Below are 16,499 nucleotides of genomic sequence, written 5' to 3'. Positions count from 1 at the left end.
TCAGGCCTCCTTCCGAGCTGCGGAGCGGTCGATCACCTGTCGGATGACCGCGATGGCGACGATGACGATGAACAGCAGGACCGACGCCGCCGACGCCGCACCGATGCGGTTGTCGGTGAAGCCGGTGTTCGTGATGAGCCCGAGGGCCACCTGCGTCGATATGCCCGGCCCACCGCTCGTCATCAGGTAGACCTGGTCGAAGATCTTCAGGCTGGCGATGATCTGCAGCAGGATCACGAGGGTCGTGGTCCGGCCGAGCAGGGGCAGCGTGATCGATCGGATCTGCTGCCAGTTCGACGCGCCGTCGACGGCGGCCGCCTCGTACAGCTCACGCGGGATCTCCTGGAGGCCCGCCAGGTACAGCACGAAGTTGAAGCCGAGGGTCCACCAGACGGTGGCGAGCGCGATGCCGATCATCGCGGTCTTCGGCGACGCGAGGACACCCGCCCCCGGCGTGATGCCGAGCCAGCTCTCGCCCAGCGCCCAGAGGCCGGTGCCCGGCGTGAAGATGAACACCCAGATCAGCGAGATCGTCGCCGACGGCAGGATGTAGGGCAGGAAGAACGCGAGGCGGAAGAACCACTGTCCCCGACGGATCCGGTTCGTCAGCACCGCGAACACGAACGCGAGGATGACGAGCGGCGGTGTCGTGTAGATCGTGAACTGCAGCGTGTGCCACAGCGCGCTCCAGAAGTCGGCGCGGGTCAGCATCTCGCCGTAGTTCGCGAACCCGGCGAAGGTACCGAGGCCCGTGTGGACGGTCGACGTGTTGAAGAAGCTCGTGATGATCATCCACACGGTCGGTCCGAGCAGGAACGCCAGGTAGAAGAGTCCGAACGGGGCCAGGAACAACCAGGCCTTGCGCCCGTCCTGTCGATCGAGCGCCGCGCGCCGCGGCCGCGACTTCGGGACGTGGGTCGTGAGCGTGGGACGGTTCGCTACGGGTGCGGTGGCGGTCACGTCGTCGTACCTCCGGGGTTCTGGGGTGAGGGGGTCACAGTGGGCTGGGGGTGCTGAGGTAGACGGCGAGCTGCTGCTTGATGGCCGACATGGCGCCCTGCGGCGACGTCGAACCCTGCTGCACGAGCGCGAGCTGGGCGCCCACCGTGGCCTCGAAGGTGGAACCGGACCCGCCGTACCAGGCGGGGTTGTCGTACACGGCGACCTTGGCGGCCGAGGCGTAGTCGGCCTGCGGCTCGAGCTTGTGGTACGCCGCACTCGTCGCGGTCGGCTGGTACGCCGGCACGTGACCGCCCTGCGCCCAGGTCATGCTCTGCTCGAGCATGGTCTTGATGAACCCCATGTGCTGCTTGCGCTGGTCGAGGGTCCGCGCCTTCTTCGGCAGGACGAACGTGTGCGAGTCGGCCTGCGCGGCCGGCTTGTCGAAGATCTGCGGGATCGGCACCATGCCGAACTTCAGGCCCTTGATCGACTGGGCCGTGCTGATCTCCCACTCGCCCTCGAGGTAGAAGCCCGCCTTGCCCGTGAACATCTGCGTCTGCGCGCCGGCGTAGTCGAGGCCCTTGTTGAGCCAGCCGTTCTTCACCCAGGTCTGCATCCGCTCGTTCACCTTGTTGAAGGCGTCCTCGTCGACGGACAGCTTGGCCCCGTTGTCGGAGAGGAAGGGCGTGACGCCGTTGATCTGGTTGTAGAACGTCCAGAACACGCGCCAGGGGGTCGCAGTCTCGCTGACGTTCGCGACCGTGATCGCGTTGCCACCCGTGACCTTGCTCACCGCGGCGAGCGCCGACTCGAACGTGTCGAGGCCCGTGAGGTCCTTGAGCTTGCCGTCGCTGCCGATCAGCCCGGCCTTCCGGCACACGTCCTCGTTGTAGAACATGACGATCGGGTGGGTGTCGAGCGGGATGGCGATGTTGTTGCCGTCGGTCTTCTGCGCGGCCCACGACTTGGCGTTGAAGTCGCTCGCCTTGAGTCCGACGAGCGCGAGGTCGTCCTCGGTGATCGGCTCGAGGATCCCACCGTCGTAGAGCGGCTTCGCCCGCGTCAGGTGGGAGACCGCGACGTCCGGCGGCTTGTTCCCGACGGTGGCCAGTGTCAGCTTGGAGTAGTAGGGGTTGCCCCAGGCGAACGTCGTCGCCTGCAGGGATCCCGATCCGCCGTGTCCCTTGCGGTAGCCGGCCTCCATCTGCTGCATGCGGTTGCCGTCACCACCACCGAACAGGTTCCAGAAGATGAGCTGCTCGGGGTTGAGCTGACTGCCCACCAGTCCTGCCGACACGGGGCTGCTGCAGCCCGCGAGTGCGACCGTTCCTGCCGCGGCGATGCCCGCGGTCAGGAATCCCCGCCTCGTGAAGGCTCCCGTTCCCGTTGCCATTTCGACCTCCTCGTCGTTCCGGTGCCCGTGGACGGGTCGCCGGGGGTGCTGCGTTGGGTGCTCGTCCGCCAGGGAAGCGGACGTGGGTTCAGTGCGTCACCGGCGCTGCGCCGGATCCTGTCTGGAGGACCGGTGCCGGTCCTCCCGTCCGGTTGCCGGGCGTGGGGTGCGGCCCGCGGAGGACCCTCCCCGCGGCGCGGTGCGCAGCACGGGGATCTCGGACGCGGAGGCGTCGCGGGTCGTTCGGGTTGCGGTCATGGCATCACTCCATCGGGACGGACCGATCCCACCGACGGCGCGGCGGGTCTGGGGTGACTTTACAACGATGGAATGGAGTTGCAACACCCTCTTGCCACAGCGTGTCGAGAGCGCTCACACGAGCGGCGCGCGTTCCTGTCCGGCATCGGTGCACCGGCTGTGCGTCGGCGATGACCTCGCACACGCTGCCGCTGTCGCACACGCTGCCGCTGTCGCTGTCGCACACGCTGCCGCTGTCGCACACCCTGCTGCCGTCGCGCACCCTGCTGCCGTTCGCACCCCCGCTGCCGTTGCACACCCCACTGCCGTTCGAACACCGTCATCCGGGTGTTCGACGGGAACGCACCGGTTCGTCCCGGTGCCGCTGCGTCAGGACACCGGCGGCGTCCCGCCGCCCTCGCTCCACTCCGGCTTGCCACCGGCCGCGGTCGAGGTCACCTCGGGGCCGACGATGAGGAACCGGACCTCCTCATCGGCCACCGGGCAGTGCTCGACCCCCCGCGGCACGACGAACAGGTCGCCCGGCGCGAGGTCGACGTCGCGGTCCCGCAACTGGATGCGCAGGCGTCCGCTGAGCAGCAGGAACGTCTCGTCCTGGTCGTCGTGCGCGTGCCACCGCGTGGAGCCGATGCCCTTGGCGACCTTGAACAGCTGCCCGTTCGCCTCGGCGAGGACACGCTGCGACCAGAACTCGGTCAACGTCGCCGCTTCGTCCGCCAGCGTCACCTTGTCGTCCACGTGGTCCTCCTCGTCCTCGGGCCGGGCCGTGCGCCCGTCTCCGCCCGTCAGCGTAGGGATCGGCAGCGGCGGTCGAGCATGGTAGGAATGCCCGATGTCGCAAGGATCGTTGCAGCCCGATGCCGGGACCGTCCCGCGTGGTCGTGGGACACCGCACCGGGTGGTGCTCGTCGTCGACGAGGGCTCGAACCCCTTCGAGATGGCGTGCGCCTGCGAGGTGTTCGGTGCCCGCCGCGCCCAGGACCTCGGCTTCGAGCCCTACACCCTGCGGATCGTGGCGCCGGGTCGCCGGACGACCATGCGCGACGGCCTGTTCCGGATCACCGCCGACGACGACCTGTCCGCCCTGGCGACGGCGGACACCGTGATCGTGCCGAACCGTCCCGACGTCGAGACCGCCTCACGCCCGGCGGTCCTCCGCGCGATCCGGGAGGCCCACGACCGCGGCGCCCGCATGGTCGGTCTGTGCACCGGGGCGTACACGCTCGCGGAGGCTGGCCTCCTGTCCGGCAGACCGGCTGCCGTGCACTGGCAGCTCGCCGACGACTTCCGGGCGCGTTTCCCCGACGTCGACCTCCGCCCCGACGTGCTGTTCGTCGACGACGGCGATGTCCTGACGTCCGCCGGCAGCGCGGCGGCGCTCGACCTGGGCCTCCACATCGTGCGGAACGACCACGGCGCCGAGGTGGCGAACCAGGTGAGCCGACGCCTGGTGTTCGCGGCCTTCCGCGACGGCGGTCAGCGGCAGTTCGTCGAGCGGTCGGTGCCGCGCGTCACCCACACACCCCTGTCGGCGACGCTCGACTGGGCCGAGGAGCACCTGGCCGAGCCCCTGACCGTCGCGGACCTCGCCGCCCACGCGCACGTCGGGGTCACCACGCTGCACCGGCGGTTCCGTGCCGAGGTCGGCAGCACGCCGCTCGCCTGGCTGACGGGGCGGCGGGTGCTCCTGGCGGAACGGCTGCTCGAGCGGGACGACCTGCCCCTGGACCTCGTGGCACAGCGGAGCGGACTCGGGACGACCGCGAACCTGCGCGCGCTCATCCGGCGGCACACGGGGTCGACGCCCTCGGTGGTGCGGGCGCGGTTCCGGGCGGCGGTCCCAGCGCGCTGATCGCCCGCCGGCCGTGCGTCGAACACCCCGCTGCCGTTCGAACACCGCGATCGTGGTGTTCGAACGGACGAACGCGGTTCACCGCTCGGTGACACCACCGCGCTCGGCAGCATCCCGCCGTGCGATGACGAGCGCCACCACGAGCGTCCCGACCACGAGCACCGCGGCACCGATCGCGACCGCCGAGCCGACCCCGACGGCCGCACCGAGCACCGCCAGCGTGATGCCGTTGCCCGTGCGCAGGCCACTGCCGAACATGTTGTAGACCCCGACCACGCGGCCGCGCTGGTCGAGCGGCGCCCGGAGCTGCACGACGGCCTGCCCGATCGACATGCCCGCCATGTTCGCGACACCGCCCACGAGCAGCGCGAGCACCGCGACGACGTAGTTCCCGGTCACCGCGACGGCGATCGTCGTCAGCCCGAACAGGACACCCGCCGCGACCGCCGCCCGGGTGTTCGGCTTGATCGCGCCCGTGGCCTCGAGCAGGAACCCGCCGAGCACACCACCCGCGCCGTTGGCGAACAGCAGCAGCCCGTACGCGAGTCCGGCGTCCCCGGCCCCCAGGGCGTCGGCGAACGACGGGATCGCGACCTGCAGCGCCCCGCCGATGCACAGCGCGGTGAGGCCGGCGAGCACGATCATCCCGATGAGCACGCGGTCGCCGCCGACGCTCCGGAGCACCTTGCCGGTGTCGAGCAGCGAGACGCGGGCGCGGTGCACGGACCCGCTCCGGGTGTGGCCGGTGTACGGCGTCCGGAGCATGAGGAGCGTCATGGGCACGTAGAACAGGACGTTCGCGAAGATCCCCCACGTCGACCCGAGCCCGAGCAGCAGCGCCGAGCCGACGACCGGCCCGAACAGGATCCCGAGGCTCCGGAACGTCGCGTTGAGCCGCACCGCGCTCGTCAGTTCCGCCGGTTCGGCGAAGTCGTGCAGCAGGAGCTGTTCCGCGGGTGCCCACAGTGCGCCGGCCATGCCGTGCAGCACGAGGAGCAGGCAGGCCTCCCAGATGCGCAGGGTCCCGGTCAGGAACAGCACACCCCAGGCCACCGACACGAGCATGAACATGCCCTGCGCGATCTGGATGAGCCGGCGGCAGTCGTACCGCTCCGCCAGCGTGCCGAACCACACCGAGAGCAGCAGGAACGGCAGCCAGTGACTGACGACCTCGAACCCGACGAGCGCCGGCGAGTGGAACCGCTGCCAGAGCACCCAGTAGGTGATGACGTGCTCGATGTTGTCGCCCATCATCGACAGACCCGCGGTGAACAGGTAGGGGCGCGAGTGCCGATCGCGCAGGGCGGCGAAGCGCCGCGGTGCGCTCGCGATGGGGGTGGTCATGCTGCTCCTGCTCTGATCCGGTACCGGCACGGTACTTCATGCCCGGCATGCCGAATCGGGGGTGTCGAGCACGATCCGACGAGCACGACCCGCACCTCGACCCCGCGTGGGGCATACCGTGGCGTCGTGGACCTCGAACTCACGGACAGCGTCGCACTCGTCGTCGGCGGACAGGGCTACATCGGCAGCGCCGTGGCCGACCGACTCCGCCGCGAAGGCGCGTCCGTCGTCATCGCGTCGCGGAGCGCCGACCCCGGACCCGACACCGTCCGGCTCGACACCGGCGATGCCGGCTCCGTCGAGCGCGCCGTGGCCGAGGTCGTCGACCGCCACGGCCACATCGACGTCCTCGTCGTCACAGCGGCCCCCGCTGCCGGCACGCTCGACCCTGCACGCGCGTCGGACCCGGAGCAGGTGCTGCACGCCATCGACGGCAAGGCCCTGGGCTTCCTCCGGGTCGCGAACGCGGTCCTCCCCGGCATGCGTGCCGCCGGCCACGGACGCGTCGTCGTGCTCAGCGGGCAGAACGCCTACCTGACCGGGAACGTCACGACCTCGGTCCGCAACGCGGCGACGAACGTCATCGCGAAGAACCTGGCCGACGAACTCGCCGGTTCAGGCGTGACGCTCAACGTCGTCAACCCCGGCACCGTCACCGACACGCCCTCGGCCGAGGTCACGCCCGGCCGCGGCGGCGAGTCGAGCCCGGAGCAGATCGCCGACCTCGTGGCGTTCCTGTCGTCCCCGCGCTCGGTGGTCTCGGGCGAGTCGATCTCGATCGCGCACCGGGTGCTCGGGGCCGTCGTGCTCTGACGCGCCCGTTCCCCGTCGGTCCCGCGGATCAGACGGCGGCGTCGACGACCGGTGCCGTGCCTCCCGGCTGGACCAACGCGGGTCCGCGATCCGCCCGCAGCTCCCCGTACCTGGGCTCCCGCGTCGACGGGTCGACCGCGGCGCGCAGCACGGCCGTCACCGCCGAGCCGTCCGCGTGCTCGAGGTCGAACCGGAACAGGGCAGCACCGTCGGGCGCACGAGTGGCGGTGACGACGGATGTCGCCCGGAGCGACGCCCGTTCTGACCGCAGAGTCTGGCGGCACCGCTCGCGGAGTGCATCGGCGTCAGCCGGCCCGTCGGCGGCGTCGGTGGTGGGGTCCACGAACCGCAGGGCGCGGTCGGACAGGCCGTCCGGCGGCCTCCAGCATCCCCGGGAACGACGAAGGCCCCGGGTGTTCCCGGGGCCTCCATGCCTGGTGCGCGAGGGGGGACTTGAACCCCCACGCCCTCACGGGCACACGGACCTGAACCGTGCGCGTCTACCAATTCCGCCACTCGCGCCAGCCGGACGACTCTAGCACGCACAGGAAGGAACCCACGCCAACCACTACCATGCATGAGTCGGCGACCGCGATCACGGGAGACCCATGGGCCTACTGGACAGTTTCGAGCGAGGGCTCGAGCGCGCGGTCAACGGCGCGTTCGCGAAGACCTTCCGCTCGGGCGTGCAGCCGGTCGAGATCTCGGCGGCGCTCCGACGCGAGCTCGACACCAAGGCGGCGGTGGTCACGCGCGAGCGCATCCTCGTGCCGAACGAGTTCACGGTCCGGCTCGCGCCGCCGGACTACTCGCGCATGAACGACATCGGCCGGCCGCTCATCGACGAGCTCACCGGCCTCGTCCAGCAGCACGCGGTCGCACAGAACTACTCGTTCTCCGGTCCGGTCCAGATCACGCTGCGGCAGGACGGCACGCTCTCGACCGGGATCCTGCAGGTCGACTCCACGACGGTCCGTCGTGACGTCACGTGGGCCGGCGTGCTCGACATCGGGTCGCAGCGCCATCACCTCAAGGTGGGCCGCACCGTCATCGGTCGCGGTTCGGACGCCGACATCACGGTCGCCGACACCGGCACGAGCCGTCGGCACGTCGAGGTCGTGTGGGACGGCAAGCACGCGCAGGCGACGGACCTCGGCTCGACGAACGGATCCAAGCTGAACGGCGAGCGCTTCGAGCGTGCGATCGTGGAGCCGGACTCCACCATCGAGATCGGACGGACCCGTATGGTGTTCCGGGTGGTCCCGGAAGCCGACGGAGGAGCGTGATGACGAGCAGCCTGACACTCCTCGTGCTGCGCTTCGCGTTCCTCGCGGTGCTGTGGCTGTTCGTGTTCGCGATCGTGTTCGCCCTCCGGAGCGATCTGTTCGGGCAACGCACCCGGTCCATCCCGACCGACGCCAAGAACCAGCAGCAGGGTCCGAGCACGCCGCCACTGCCGACCAACGCCACGGCTGGCCGCGCGGATCCGGGCGCGTTCACCGAGGCCATCCGGCCTGGAGGCCCACCCGCGTCCGCCACGCAGGTCGCCACCCGACTCGTCATCACCGACGGCGCGCGCGAGGGCATGGAGATGCCCCTCGGGCGCGGTCCGATCACGATCGGTCGAGCGAGCGACAGCAACGTCGTCATCCGCGACGACTACACGTCCACCAACCACGCCCGCCTCGACCTCCGCCCCGAGGGGTGGTTCATCACCGACCTCGACTCCACGAACGGCACCTTCCTCGACGGCCAGCGCGTCTCCGCGCCCATGCCGGTCCGGGAGCGCACCCCGATCACCATCGGGACGACGACGTTCGAGCTGCGGCGGTAGCGCCGGATGGCAGCCCGTACCCTCAGTGCCGCCGTGTCCCACGTGGGCCGGATCCGCGCGAACAACCAGGACTCCGGCTACTCGGGGGCGTACCTGTTCGCGGTTGCCGACGGCATGGGCGGGCACGCCGGGGGTGACGTCGCCTCCGCGATCGCGATCCGCCGCATCCGTGAGGTCGACCGCGAGTTCCCGTCGGCCCACGACGCGGAGTTCGCGCTGCAGGCCGCGCTCATCGCGGCGAACCAGCTCATCACCGAGACGGTGTTCGAGCACCAGGAGCTCACGGGCATGGGCACGACCGTGTCCGCGATGATCCGCGTGGGCGACCAGATCGCGATCGCGCACATCGGCGACTCCCGCATCTACCGCTTCCGGGACGGCGAGCTCAAGCAGATCACGGCCGACCACACCTTCGTGCAGCGGTTGGTCGACAGCGGGCGCATCACGCCGGAGGAAGCCGCGGTCCACCCGCGGCGGTCCGTCCTCATGCGGGTGCTCGGCGACGTCGACGCGGCGCCCGAGGTCGACACCGCGGTCATGGACATCCAGCCCGGTGACCGGTGGCTGCTCTGCTCCGACGGCCTGTCGAGCTACCTCGCCGAGGAGCGCATCCGCCACGCGCTCGCGTCCGAGATGGACGCCAACCAGGTGACGCAGCGCCTCGTCAAGGAGACCCTCGACCACGGCGCACCGGACAACGTCACCGTCGTGGTGATGGACGTGACCGAGGACGTCCCGGACGACGTCGACGACGCCGCGACGACCGTCGGGTCCGCCGCCGCGCCGCTGACGTTCGAGGCGTCGACGGGCCGCAAGCCGATCCGGCTGCCGACGATCCTGCTCCACCCCCTCAAGGTCACGACGGCGCCCGAGGACTCACACTTCGAGCCCGAGTCCGACCAGTACTTCGCCGAGCTCATCGCGGAGGACCGCCGCCGGCGCCTGCGTCGTCGCATCTCGTGGACGATCGCGTTGGTCGCTGCGGTCGTCGTGCTCGTCGGCGTCGTGTTCCTCGGCTACCGGTGGACCCAACAGCACTACTACGTAGGCGCCGACGGCAGCAACGTGGCCATCTTCAAGGGTGTGCAGCAGGGCATCGGTCCGGTGCACCTGTCGAGTGTGTACGAGGACTCGGACCTCCGGGTCGGCGACCTGCCCGCGTACACGCGTGAGAACGTCCGCCAGACCATCAACGCGTCGTCCCTGTCGGACGCGCGGGCCATCATCCGCCGTCTGGAGGCCGCGGCCGAGTCCGACGCGGACGGTGACGGCACCGGGACGCCGACGCCCACACCCACGCCGACGCCGACGCCGACGCCGACGGGAGGCGCGCATGGCTGACATCGCCGCCCGCCAGTCCCTGACGCAGACCATCACCATCAAGCTGCGCGAACCGGCGCGCGCCCGCAACCTGGAGCTCGGCCTCCTCGTCATCGCCTGCGGCATCTGCGCCGGCGCGATGCTGCTCGTCCAGCTCGGCGTGCACAACCGGATCGACGTGCCGATCCTGATCGAGGGCGCGGCCATCCTGGTGCTGGCCCTCGTGATGCACGTGGTCCTCCGCATCGTCGCGAAGAACGCGGACCCGTTCATCCTGCCGATCGCCCTCGTGCTCAACGGCATCGGGATCGCCGAGATCTACCGGATCGACCTGCACACACCGAGCGCCACCGGATGGGGCAGCGCCGGGGTCCGGCAGATCGCCTGGACCTGCATGGCCATGGTGATGGCGATCCTGGTGCTCCTGCTCGTCCGGAACCACCGCTTCCTCCAGCGCTACCGCTACATCTTCATGCTCGTCAGCATCGTGCTGTTGTTGCTGCCGATGCTGCCCGGGATCGGACGCACCATCTACGGCGCGCGCGTCTGGATCGGCATCGGACCGTTCTCGTTCCAGCCGGGCGAGCTCGCCAAGATCTCGCTCGCGCTGTTCTTCGCCGGGTACCTCGTGACGGCGCGCGACAGCCTGTCGATCGTGGGCCGCCGGATCCTCGGCGTGCAGCTGCCGCGGGCCCGCGACCTCGGGCCGATCCTCATCGTGTGGGGCGCGGCGATGAGCGTCCTCGTGTTCCAGCGCGACCTCGGGACCTCGCTGCTCTACTTCGGCCTGTTCCTCGTGATGATCTACGTGGCCACGGGCCGCGCGAGTTGGGTGATCATCGGCTTGATCCTGTTCGTGGGAGGCGCGCTCATCGCCGCGCAGACCCTCACCTACGTGCACGGCCGGTTCCAGGCCTGGCTCGAGCCGTTCGACAACACCATCTACAACCGGCAGTTCTCCGGGAGCTACCAGCTCGTGACGGGTCTGTTCGGGTTCGCCAACGGCGGCATCACCGGCACGGGCCTCGGCCAGGGACGCCCGTACCTGACCCCGCTCGCCCAGAGCGACTACATCTTCTCGGCCATCGGCGAGGAACTCGGGCTCGTCGGCGTCTTCGCGATCCTCGGACTGTTCCTCCTGCTCGTCTCGCGCGGGTTCCGCGTGGCGTACGCCGGCCAGGACGACTTCGGCCGACTCCTCGGGGTCGGGCTCGGCTTCGTCATCGCGCTGCAGACCTTCATCGTGATCGGCGGCGTCACGCGCGTCATCCCCGTGACGGGTCTGACCACGCCGTTCATGGCCGCGGGTGGCTCCTCACTCGTGGCGAACTGGATCATCGCGGCGATGCTCCTGCGCCTCACCGACTCCGTCCCGGCGGAGCAGCGGGTGCAGCAGGGCGTCGCCACGGCCGCCATCGACACGAGGACAGGACGGTGACCCGCCCGTGAAACGCCAACTCCGCTCGATCTCGACCGTGGTCGTGCTCATGTTCGTCGCGCTCTTCGTGTCGACGACGAGCATCCAGTTCTTCTCGGCCCAGCAGCTCCGGGCCGACTCCCGGAACTCCCGGACGATCCTCGACAGCTACTCGACCAAACGCGGCGCGATCCTGGTCGACGGCACCCCCATCGCCGAGTCGAAGCCCGTGGACGACCAGTACAACTACCAGCGCACCTACGCGAACGGCGACCTGTACAGCGCCGTGACCGGGTACTTCACCATCGGGCAGGGCGAGACCGGGGTCGAGAGCGCCGAGAACTCCTACCTCGCGGGCACGAGTTCCGACAGCTTCTTCAGCAACATCAACTCGATCCTCACCGGGCAGGACGTCCAGGGCGACGACGTCAACCTGACGATCGACCCGCAGGTGCAGCAGGCCGCGTTCGACGCACTCGGCTCGAACACCGGTGCGGTCGTCGCCATCGAGCCGAAGACCGGCAAGATCCTCGCCATGGTGTCGAAGGCGTCGTTCGACCCCAACACGCTCGCCGTGCACGACACGAAGCAGGTCCTGGCCCAGTACCACGCCCTCCTGTCCGCCGAGAGCCAGCCGCTGCAGAACCGCGCGATCGCCGGCGACCTGTACGCGCCGGGGTCCACGTTCAAGCTGATCGTCGCTTCCGCCGCCTTCGCGAGCGGTGACTACGACCTCGACTCGACGCTGCCGAACCCGTCGACACTGACCCTGCCGGGCACGAGCCGCACGATCAACAACGCAGAGGGCGGGTCCTGCGGCGGTGGCAACACGGTCACCATCGCCGTCGCGATCCAGAACTCGTGCAACATCCCGTTCGCGGAGCTCGGCCAGAAGCTCGGCTACGACGCCATCAACGCGATGGCCAAGCAATACGGCTTCGGCGACAGCATCCACGTGCCGATGGCGAGCACGCCGAGCCAGTACCCGCAGACCGACGGCACCGCCGAGCTCATGCGGAGTGCCTTCGGTCAGCAGAGCGTCCGGGTGACCCCGCTCCAGATGGCGATGGTGTCGGCCGGCATCGCGAACGGCGGCCGGGTGATGAGCCCCACGCTCATCGACAAGATCACGACGAGCGACCTGAAGACGGTGGTCCCGTTCCAGGCCAAGCAGTACGGCGACCCGATCTCGTCCGACGTCGCCTCCGACCTGACCAAGGCCATGGAGAGCGTCGTCGACAACGGCACCGGCACCAATGCGAGAATCGACGGGGTCGACGTGGCGGGCAAGACCGGCACCGCCGAGAACGGGACGGGCGATCCCTACACGCTCTGGTTCACCGGGTTCGCCCCCGCGAAGGACCCGCAGGTCGCCGTCGCCGTGGTCGTGGGGAACGGCGGCGGACTCGGACAACAGGGCGTGGGCAACACGGTCGCGGCTCCGATCGCGAAGAAAGTCATGGAGGCGGTGCTGAACAAATGAGACCCACCAGCGGACTCACCTTCGGTGGGCGGTACCAGCTCTCCTCCCGCGTCGCGATCGGCGGCATGGGCGAGGTGTGGCAGGCGACCGACCTCGTCATCGGTCGCACCGTCGCGCTCAAGATCCTCAAGGACGAGTACCTCGGCGACCCCGGGTTCCTCGAGCGCTTCCGCGCGGAGGCCCGACACGCGGCACTCGTCAACCACGAGGGCATCGCGAACGTCTTCGACTACGGCGAAGAGGACGGCAGCGCCTACCTCGTCATGGAACTCGTCCCCGGCGAGGCGCTCTCGACGCTGCTCGAGCGTGAGCACACACTCCCCGTCGACAAGGTCCTCGACATCGTCGCGCAGACTGCCAACGCCCTGCAGGCCGCGCACGCGGTCGGGCTGGTGCACCGGGACATCAAGCCCGGCAACCTCCTGATCACCCCGGACGGCCGGGTGAAGATCACGGACTTCGGCATCGCGCGCATCGCCGATCAGGTCCCCCTGACCGCGACGGGTCAGGTGATGGGCACCGTGCAGTACCTGTCGCCGGAGCAGGCGAGCGGTCACCCAGCGTCGCCCTCGACGGACATCTACTCGCTCGGGATCGTCGCCTACGAGTGCCTCGCGGGCAAGCGTCCGTTCACGGGTGAGTCCCAGGTCGCGATCGCGATGGCGCACATCAACGAGCAGCCCCCGGAGCTCCCGGCGTCGATCCCCGAGCCCGTGCGTGACCTGGTGATGTCCTGCATCGCGAAGAAGCCCGCCGACCGCCCGGCGACCGCGGCGAACCTCGCACGCGCGGCGCAGGCACTCCGACGTGGTGACGTCGCCGCGGCCACCGTCGCCGTCCCGGCGCTCGGCGCAGCCACCGTCGCCTTCAACCCGCCGGTCGGCAACGACGACGCCACGAGCATCATCGGGACCCAGGCCACGCAGCGGCTCGCTCCGACGCCGGGGCCGGCCGTGCCCAGGGGCCCCGGTACCCCGCCGACCCCCGACGACGACGGCCGGAAGCGCCGGCCCTGGTTGTGGCCCCTCATCGTCCTCGGGGCGCTCCTCGTCGCGGCGCTCGTCATCGGCGGCATCGTGTTCGCGAACCGCGGCAACCAGCAGGACCCGAGCGCGTCGGAGACCCCATCGCACGCGTCCACGCCGAAGCGGTCCGAGCCGAGCGACAGCCCGAGTTCCACGCCGACCACCGCCCAGCCCCAGACCGTCACGGTGAACGAGGGCGACTACACGGGCAAGAACGTCGACGACGTGGCGGCCGCGCTGCGCGCCGAAGGGTTCACCGTCAAGGTCGTCACGGGCGATCCGGCGTCGAGCACGACGCCGGAGAACACGGTGCAGTCCATCGACCCCACCGGCAACCTGCCGTACGGCTCCACCATCACCGTCAAGGCCTACGGGCCCATGCCGTCGGCGCCGACCCCGTCCACGGCCACCGCCTCGCCGATCTCGTCGGACGGCACCTTCACGGCGACCTGGCCGGCGTACACGCAGTGCCCGACCGGCTACAGCCTCACCGGGTACTCGTACACGATCCAGAACGGCACGGACGGCTCCGGGGCGTCCTCGGGGGCGACCCGCGGCACGTCGGTCCGCGTCTCCGCCGGCTCGCCCGGAACGGTGTCCCTCACCTACACCGTCAACTGCGGGGACCTGCAGTCGGGCTCGTCCCAGCCGCTCACCGTGCAGTACCAGCCGGCCGCGACGAGCACGCCCACTCCGAGCTCCGCCGGGACCCCGGGTACCCCCGGCACCTCGAACGACGACGCGAACAGCGTGCTCGACCAGATCGCGAACCGGGTCGGTCTGCACCGCTGATGACCTTCCGATAACGGTTCGCCACCGGGTCGCCCGCGCCAGCGATCCGTCAGGAACCCCTGCCGTACACTGATCGCGACGGACACTCGGAGGACACGTGGCAGAAGGTGTGACCGCGGGGATCTCCCTCCTCGCCGGCCGGTACGAGATCGGCGACACGATCGGCCGGGGCGGCATGGCGACGGTCCACATCGGCAACGACACCCGGCTCGGTCGTCGGGTCGCGGTCAAGCTCCTCAAGCCGAGCCTGGCGAACGACCCCTCGTTCCGCACGCGCTTCCGGCAAGAGGCCCAGGCCGCCGCGCGCATGGCCCACCCGACCATCGTCCGCGTGTACGACGCCGGTGAGGAAACGGTGACCGAGCCCTCCGGTGCCGAGGTCCAGGTGCCGTACATCGTCATGGAGTTCGTCGAGGGGCGTCCGCTCAGCGACATCCTCACCGACGGCCCGCTCGCTCCGGACGAGGCCGTCCGCATCACCGAGGGCATCCTCACCGCGCTCGAGTACAGCCACCGTGCGGGTGTCGTGCACCGGGACATCAAGCCCGCGAACGTCATGGTGACGCAGTCCGGCCAGGTCAAGGTCATGGACTTCGGGATCGCGCGGGCCATCACCGACACCTCGGCGACCGTGGCCCAGACGACCGCGATCCTCGGAACCGCCTCGTACTTCTCCCCCGAGCAGGCCCGCGGCGAGACCGTCGACGCCCGCACCGACCTGTACTCGACGGGCATCGTCCTGTTCGAGCTGCTCACCGGTCGTCCGCCGTTCCGCGGGGACTCGCCCGTGGCGGTCGCGTACCAGCACGTCAGCGAGCAGCCGGCCGCCCCGAGCACCGTGAACCCAGCCGTGTCGCCCGCACTCGACGCGGTCACGCTGCGCGCCCTCGCGAAGGACCGGTCGCAGCGGTTCCAGAGCGCCGCGGAGTTCCGTCGTGACCTCCAGCAGGCCGCGTCCGGGCACGTCCCCGCGACGCGTCGGCTACCGGCCGCCGCCGACGCCTCGACCGTCCTGTTCGGCGTCGACCCCCGGACCTCCGACAGCGCCGACGCGGCCTTCCGCGAGCTCGACGACCCCGATGACGCCCGCCCGCAGCGGACGCAGAGCCGACCGCCCGTGGCGTGGATCTGGCTCGGCGTCATCGTCATCGCAGCCGTCGTGATCGCCGTCGTCTGGTGGGTCGCGAACCTCCAGCCATCCACGTCGTCCGTGTCCTCGTCGGTGTCCGTGCCGAACGTGGCCGGCGCGACCTGGCAGACCGGGCAGAAGGCCCTGGAGAAGCGCCATCTCGTCGCCGTCCGCGTCGACAAGAACTCGACGTCGGTCCCGAAGGACACCATCATCCGGACCACGCCCGGCGCCGGCACGAACGTCGCGCCCCAGCAGAACATCCGGGTGGTGGTCTCGGCCGGTCCGGCGCAGGTCGCCGTGCCGGACGTGACGAACCAGTCCCAGGAGGCCGCCGAGACCACCCTGAAGTCGCAGGGCCTCAAGATCGGCAGCAGCAACTCGGGGTACTCGGCGACCGTGCCCGCAGGCACCGTCCTCAGCACCGACCCGGGCTCGGGCACGACCGTCAACAAGGGCTCGGTCGTGAACATCGTCGTCTCGAACGGCAAGATCCAGCTGCCCGACGTCACGAAGCAGCCCTTCTCGACGGCGAACGCGACACTCGCCGGCCTCGGGCTCACCGTGCAGCCGCAGCCGGACTACACCTGCACCGGGAGCACCGTGACGCAGCAGTCGCTCCCGCCGGGCGATCAGCCGCAGGGCTCGACCGTGCAGCTGACGTACTGTGCCGCCTCCGCGCAGCCCACGCAGACATCGACGCCGGCACCCACCCAGAGCAGCGACTCCGGGAACGGCGACGACGACCACTGACGGTTCGTCGACCGTCCGGGGCGCCGCCTCCAGCGGACCGCGTGGTCCTCTCCGGACCGCGTGACCCTCATCGGAGATCGCGTGAGCCTCACCGGGCCGCGTGATTCCCATCGGGCCGCGTGACCCTCGTCGGGCCGCGTGACC

At 70.2% G+C, this 16,499-nt stretch carries 14 protein-coding genes and 1 tRNA gene; 9 read left to right on the top strand and 6 right to left on the bottom strand.

What is annotated here, in order from left to right; translation table 11 throughout:
* The 3 genes from DEI92_RS00335 to DEI92_RS00325 all read right to left on the bottom strand — a co-directional run bounded on the left by DEI92_RS00335 (window position 1) and on the right by DEI92_RS00325 (window position 3,331).
* A complete protein-coding gene (locus DEI92_RS00335; RefSeq protein WP_111010375.1) occupies window positions 1-960 on the bottom strand; it encodes a carbohydrate ABC transporter permease in 960 nt (319 codons plus the stop codon).
* Between the two features lie 34 nt (window positions 961-994).
* Window positions 995-2,335, bottom strand: a complete 1,341-nt coding sequence (locus DEI92_RS00330) for an extracellular solute-binding protein (RefSeq protein ID WP_111010376.1) — start codon at window positions 2,333-2,335, stop codon at window positions 995-997.
* A gap of 627 nt (window positions 2,336-2,962) precedes the next feature.
* Window positions 2,963-3,331, bottom strand: a complete 369-nt coding sequence (locus DEI92_RS00325; protein WP_111011943.1) for a cupin domain-containing protein — start codon at window positions 3,329-3,331, stop codon at window positions 2,963-2,965.
* Window positions 3,332-3,425: 94 nt separating this feature from the next.
* Here DEI92_RS00325 and DEI92_RS00320 point away from each other — a divergent pair, with 94 nt between their 5' ends.
* A complete protein-coding gene (locus DEI92_RS00320) occupies window positions 3,426-4,445 on the top strand; it encodes a GlxA family transcriptional regulator (protein WP_111011942.1) in 1,020 nt (339 codons plus the stop codon).
* Between the two features lie 78 nt (window positions 4,446-4,523).
* Here the strand turns inward: DEI92_RS00320 and DEI92_RS00315 are convergent, their stop codons facing one another.
* Window positions 4,524-5,789: an MFS transporter gene (locus DEI92_RS00315; RefSeq protein ID WP_111011941.1), complete on the bottom strand. Its 1,266-nt coding sequence runs from the start codon at window positions 5,787-5,789 to the stop codon at window positions 4,524-4,526.
* Window positions 5,790-5,915: 126 nt separating this feature from the next.
* Here DEI92_RS00315 and DEI92_RS00310 point away from each other — a divergent pair, with 126 nt between their 5' ends.
* The gene (locus DEI92_RS00310; RefSeq protein WP_111011940.1) at window positions 5,916-6,602 is read left to right on the top strand and encodes an SDR family NAD(P)-dependent oxidoreductase; all 687 of its coding nucleotides are present in this window, start codon (window positions 5,916-5,918) and stop codon (window positions 6,600-6,602) included.
* 28 nt (window positions 6,603-6,630) lie between these two features.
* On the opposite strand, the gene DEI92_RS00305 is transcribed toward DEI92_RS00310, so the two are convergent.
* Together DEI92_RS00305 and DEI92_RS00300 are read right to left on the bottom strand one after the other, a co-directional pair.
* Window positions 6,631-6,945, bottom strand: a complete 315-nt coding sequence (locus tag DEI92_RS00305; protein ID WP_111011939.1) for a hypothetical protein — start codon at window positions 6,943-6,945, stop codon at window positions 6,631-6,633.
* A 92-nt stretch (window positions 6,946-7,037) separates the two neighbouring features.
* Window positions 7,038-7,124: transfer RNA gene (locus DEI92_RS00300), tRNA-Leu, on the bottom strand.
* 86 nt (window positions 7,125-7,210) lie between these two features.
* Here DEI92_RS00300 and DEI92_RS00295 point away from each other — a divergent pair.
* From DEI92_RS00295 to pknB, 7 genes are all read left to right on the top strand, one after another.
* The gene (locus DEI92_RS00295; RefSeq protein WP_111010799.1) at window positions 7,211-7,888 is read left to right on the top strand and encodes a DUF3662 and FHA domain-containing protein; all 678 of its coding nucleotides are present in this window, start codon (window positions 7,211-7,213) and stop codon (window positions 7,886-7,888) included.
* Complete coding sequence (locus DEI92_RS00290) at window positions 7,888-8,436, top strand: FHA domain-containing protein (protein ID WP_111010798.1); 549 nt, start codon at window positions 7,888-7,890, stop codon at window positions 8,434-8,436. Before DEI92_RS00295 ends, DEI92_RS00290 begins: the two co-directional genes overlap by 1 nt.
* Before the next feature lie 6 nt (window positions 8,437-8,442).
* Window positions 8,443-9,777, top strand: a complete 1,335-nt coding sequence (locus tag DEI92_RS00285; protein WP_111011938.1) for a Stp1/IreP family PP2C-type Ser/Thr phosphatase — start codon at window positions 8,443-8,445, stop codon at window positions 9,775-9,777.
* Window positions 9,770-11,194, top strand: coding sequence for an FtsW/RodA/SpoVE family cell cycle protein (locus DEI92_RS00280; protein WP_111010796.1), 1,425 nt, complete (start codon window positions 9,770-9,772; stop codon window positions 11,192-11,194). The genes DEI92_RS00285 and DEI92_RS00280 overlap by 8 nt, the downstream gene beginning before the upstream one ends.
* 7 nt (window positions 11,195-11,201) lie before the next feature.
* A complete protein-coding gene (locus DEI92_RS00275; protein WP_111011937.1) occupies window positions 11,202-12,656 on the top strand; it encodes a penicillin-binding protein 2 in 1,455 nt (484 codons plus the stop codon).
* Window positions 12,653-14,473: a protein kinase gene (locus DEI92_RS00270; protein WP_111011936.1), complete on the top strand. Its 1,821-nt coding sequence runs from the start codon at window positions 12,653-12,655 to the stop codon at window positions 14,471-14,473. The genes DEI92_RS00275 and DEI92_RS00270 overlap by 4 nt, the downstream gene beginning before the upstream one ends.
* A 97-nt stretch (window positions 14,474-14,570) precedes the next feature.
* Complete coding sequence (gene pknB / locus DEI92_RS00265; protein WP_258369773.1) at window positions 14,571-16,355, top strand: Stk1 family PASTA domain-containing Ser/Thr kinase; 1,785 nt, start codon at window positions 14,571-14,573, stop codon at window positions 16,353-16,355.
* Window positions 16,356-16,499 lie beyond the last annotated feature (144 nt).

The organism is Curtobacterium sp. MCBD17_034 (genome assembly GCF_003234515.1).
Classification (GTDB): domain Bacteria; phylum Actinomycetota; class Actinomycetes; order Actinomycetales; family Microbacteriaceae; genus Curtobacterium.
This window is presented reverse-complemented; position numbering and strand designations above follow the sequence as displayed.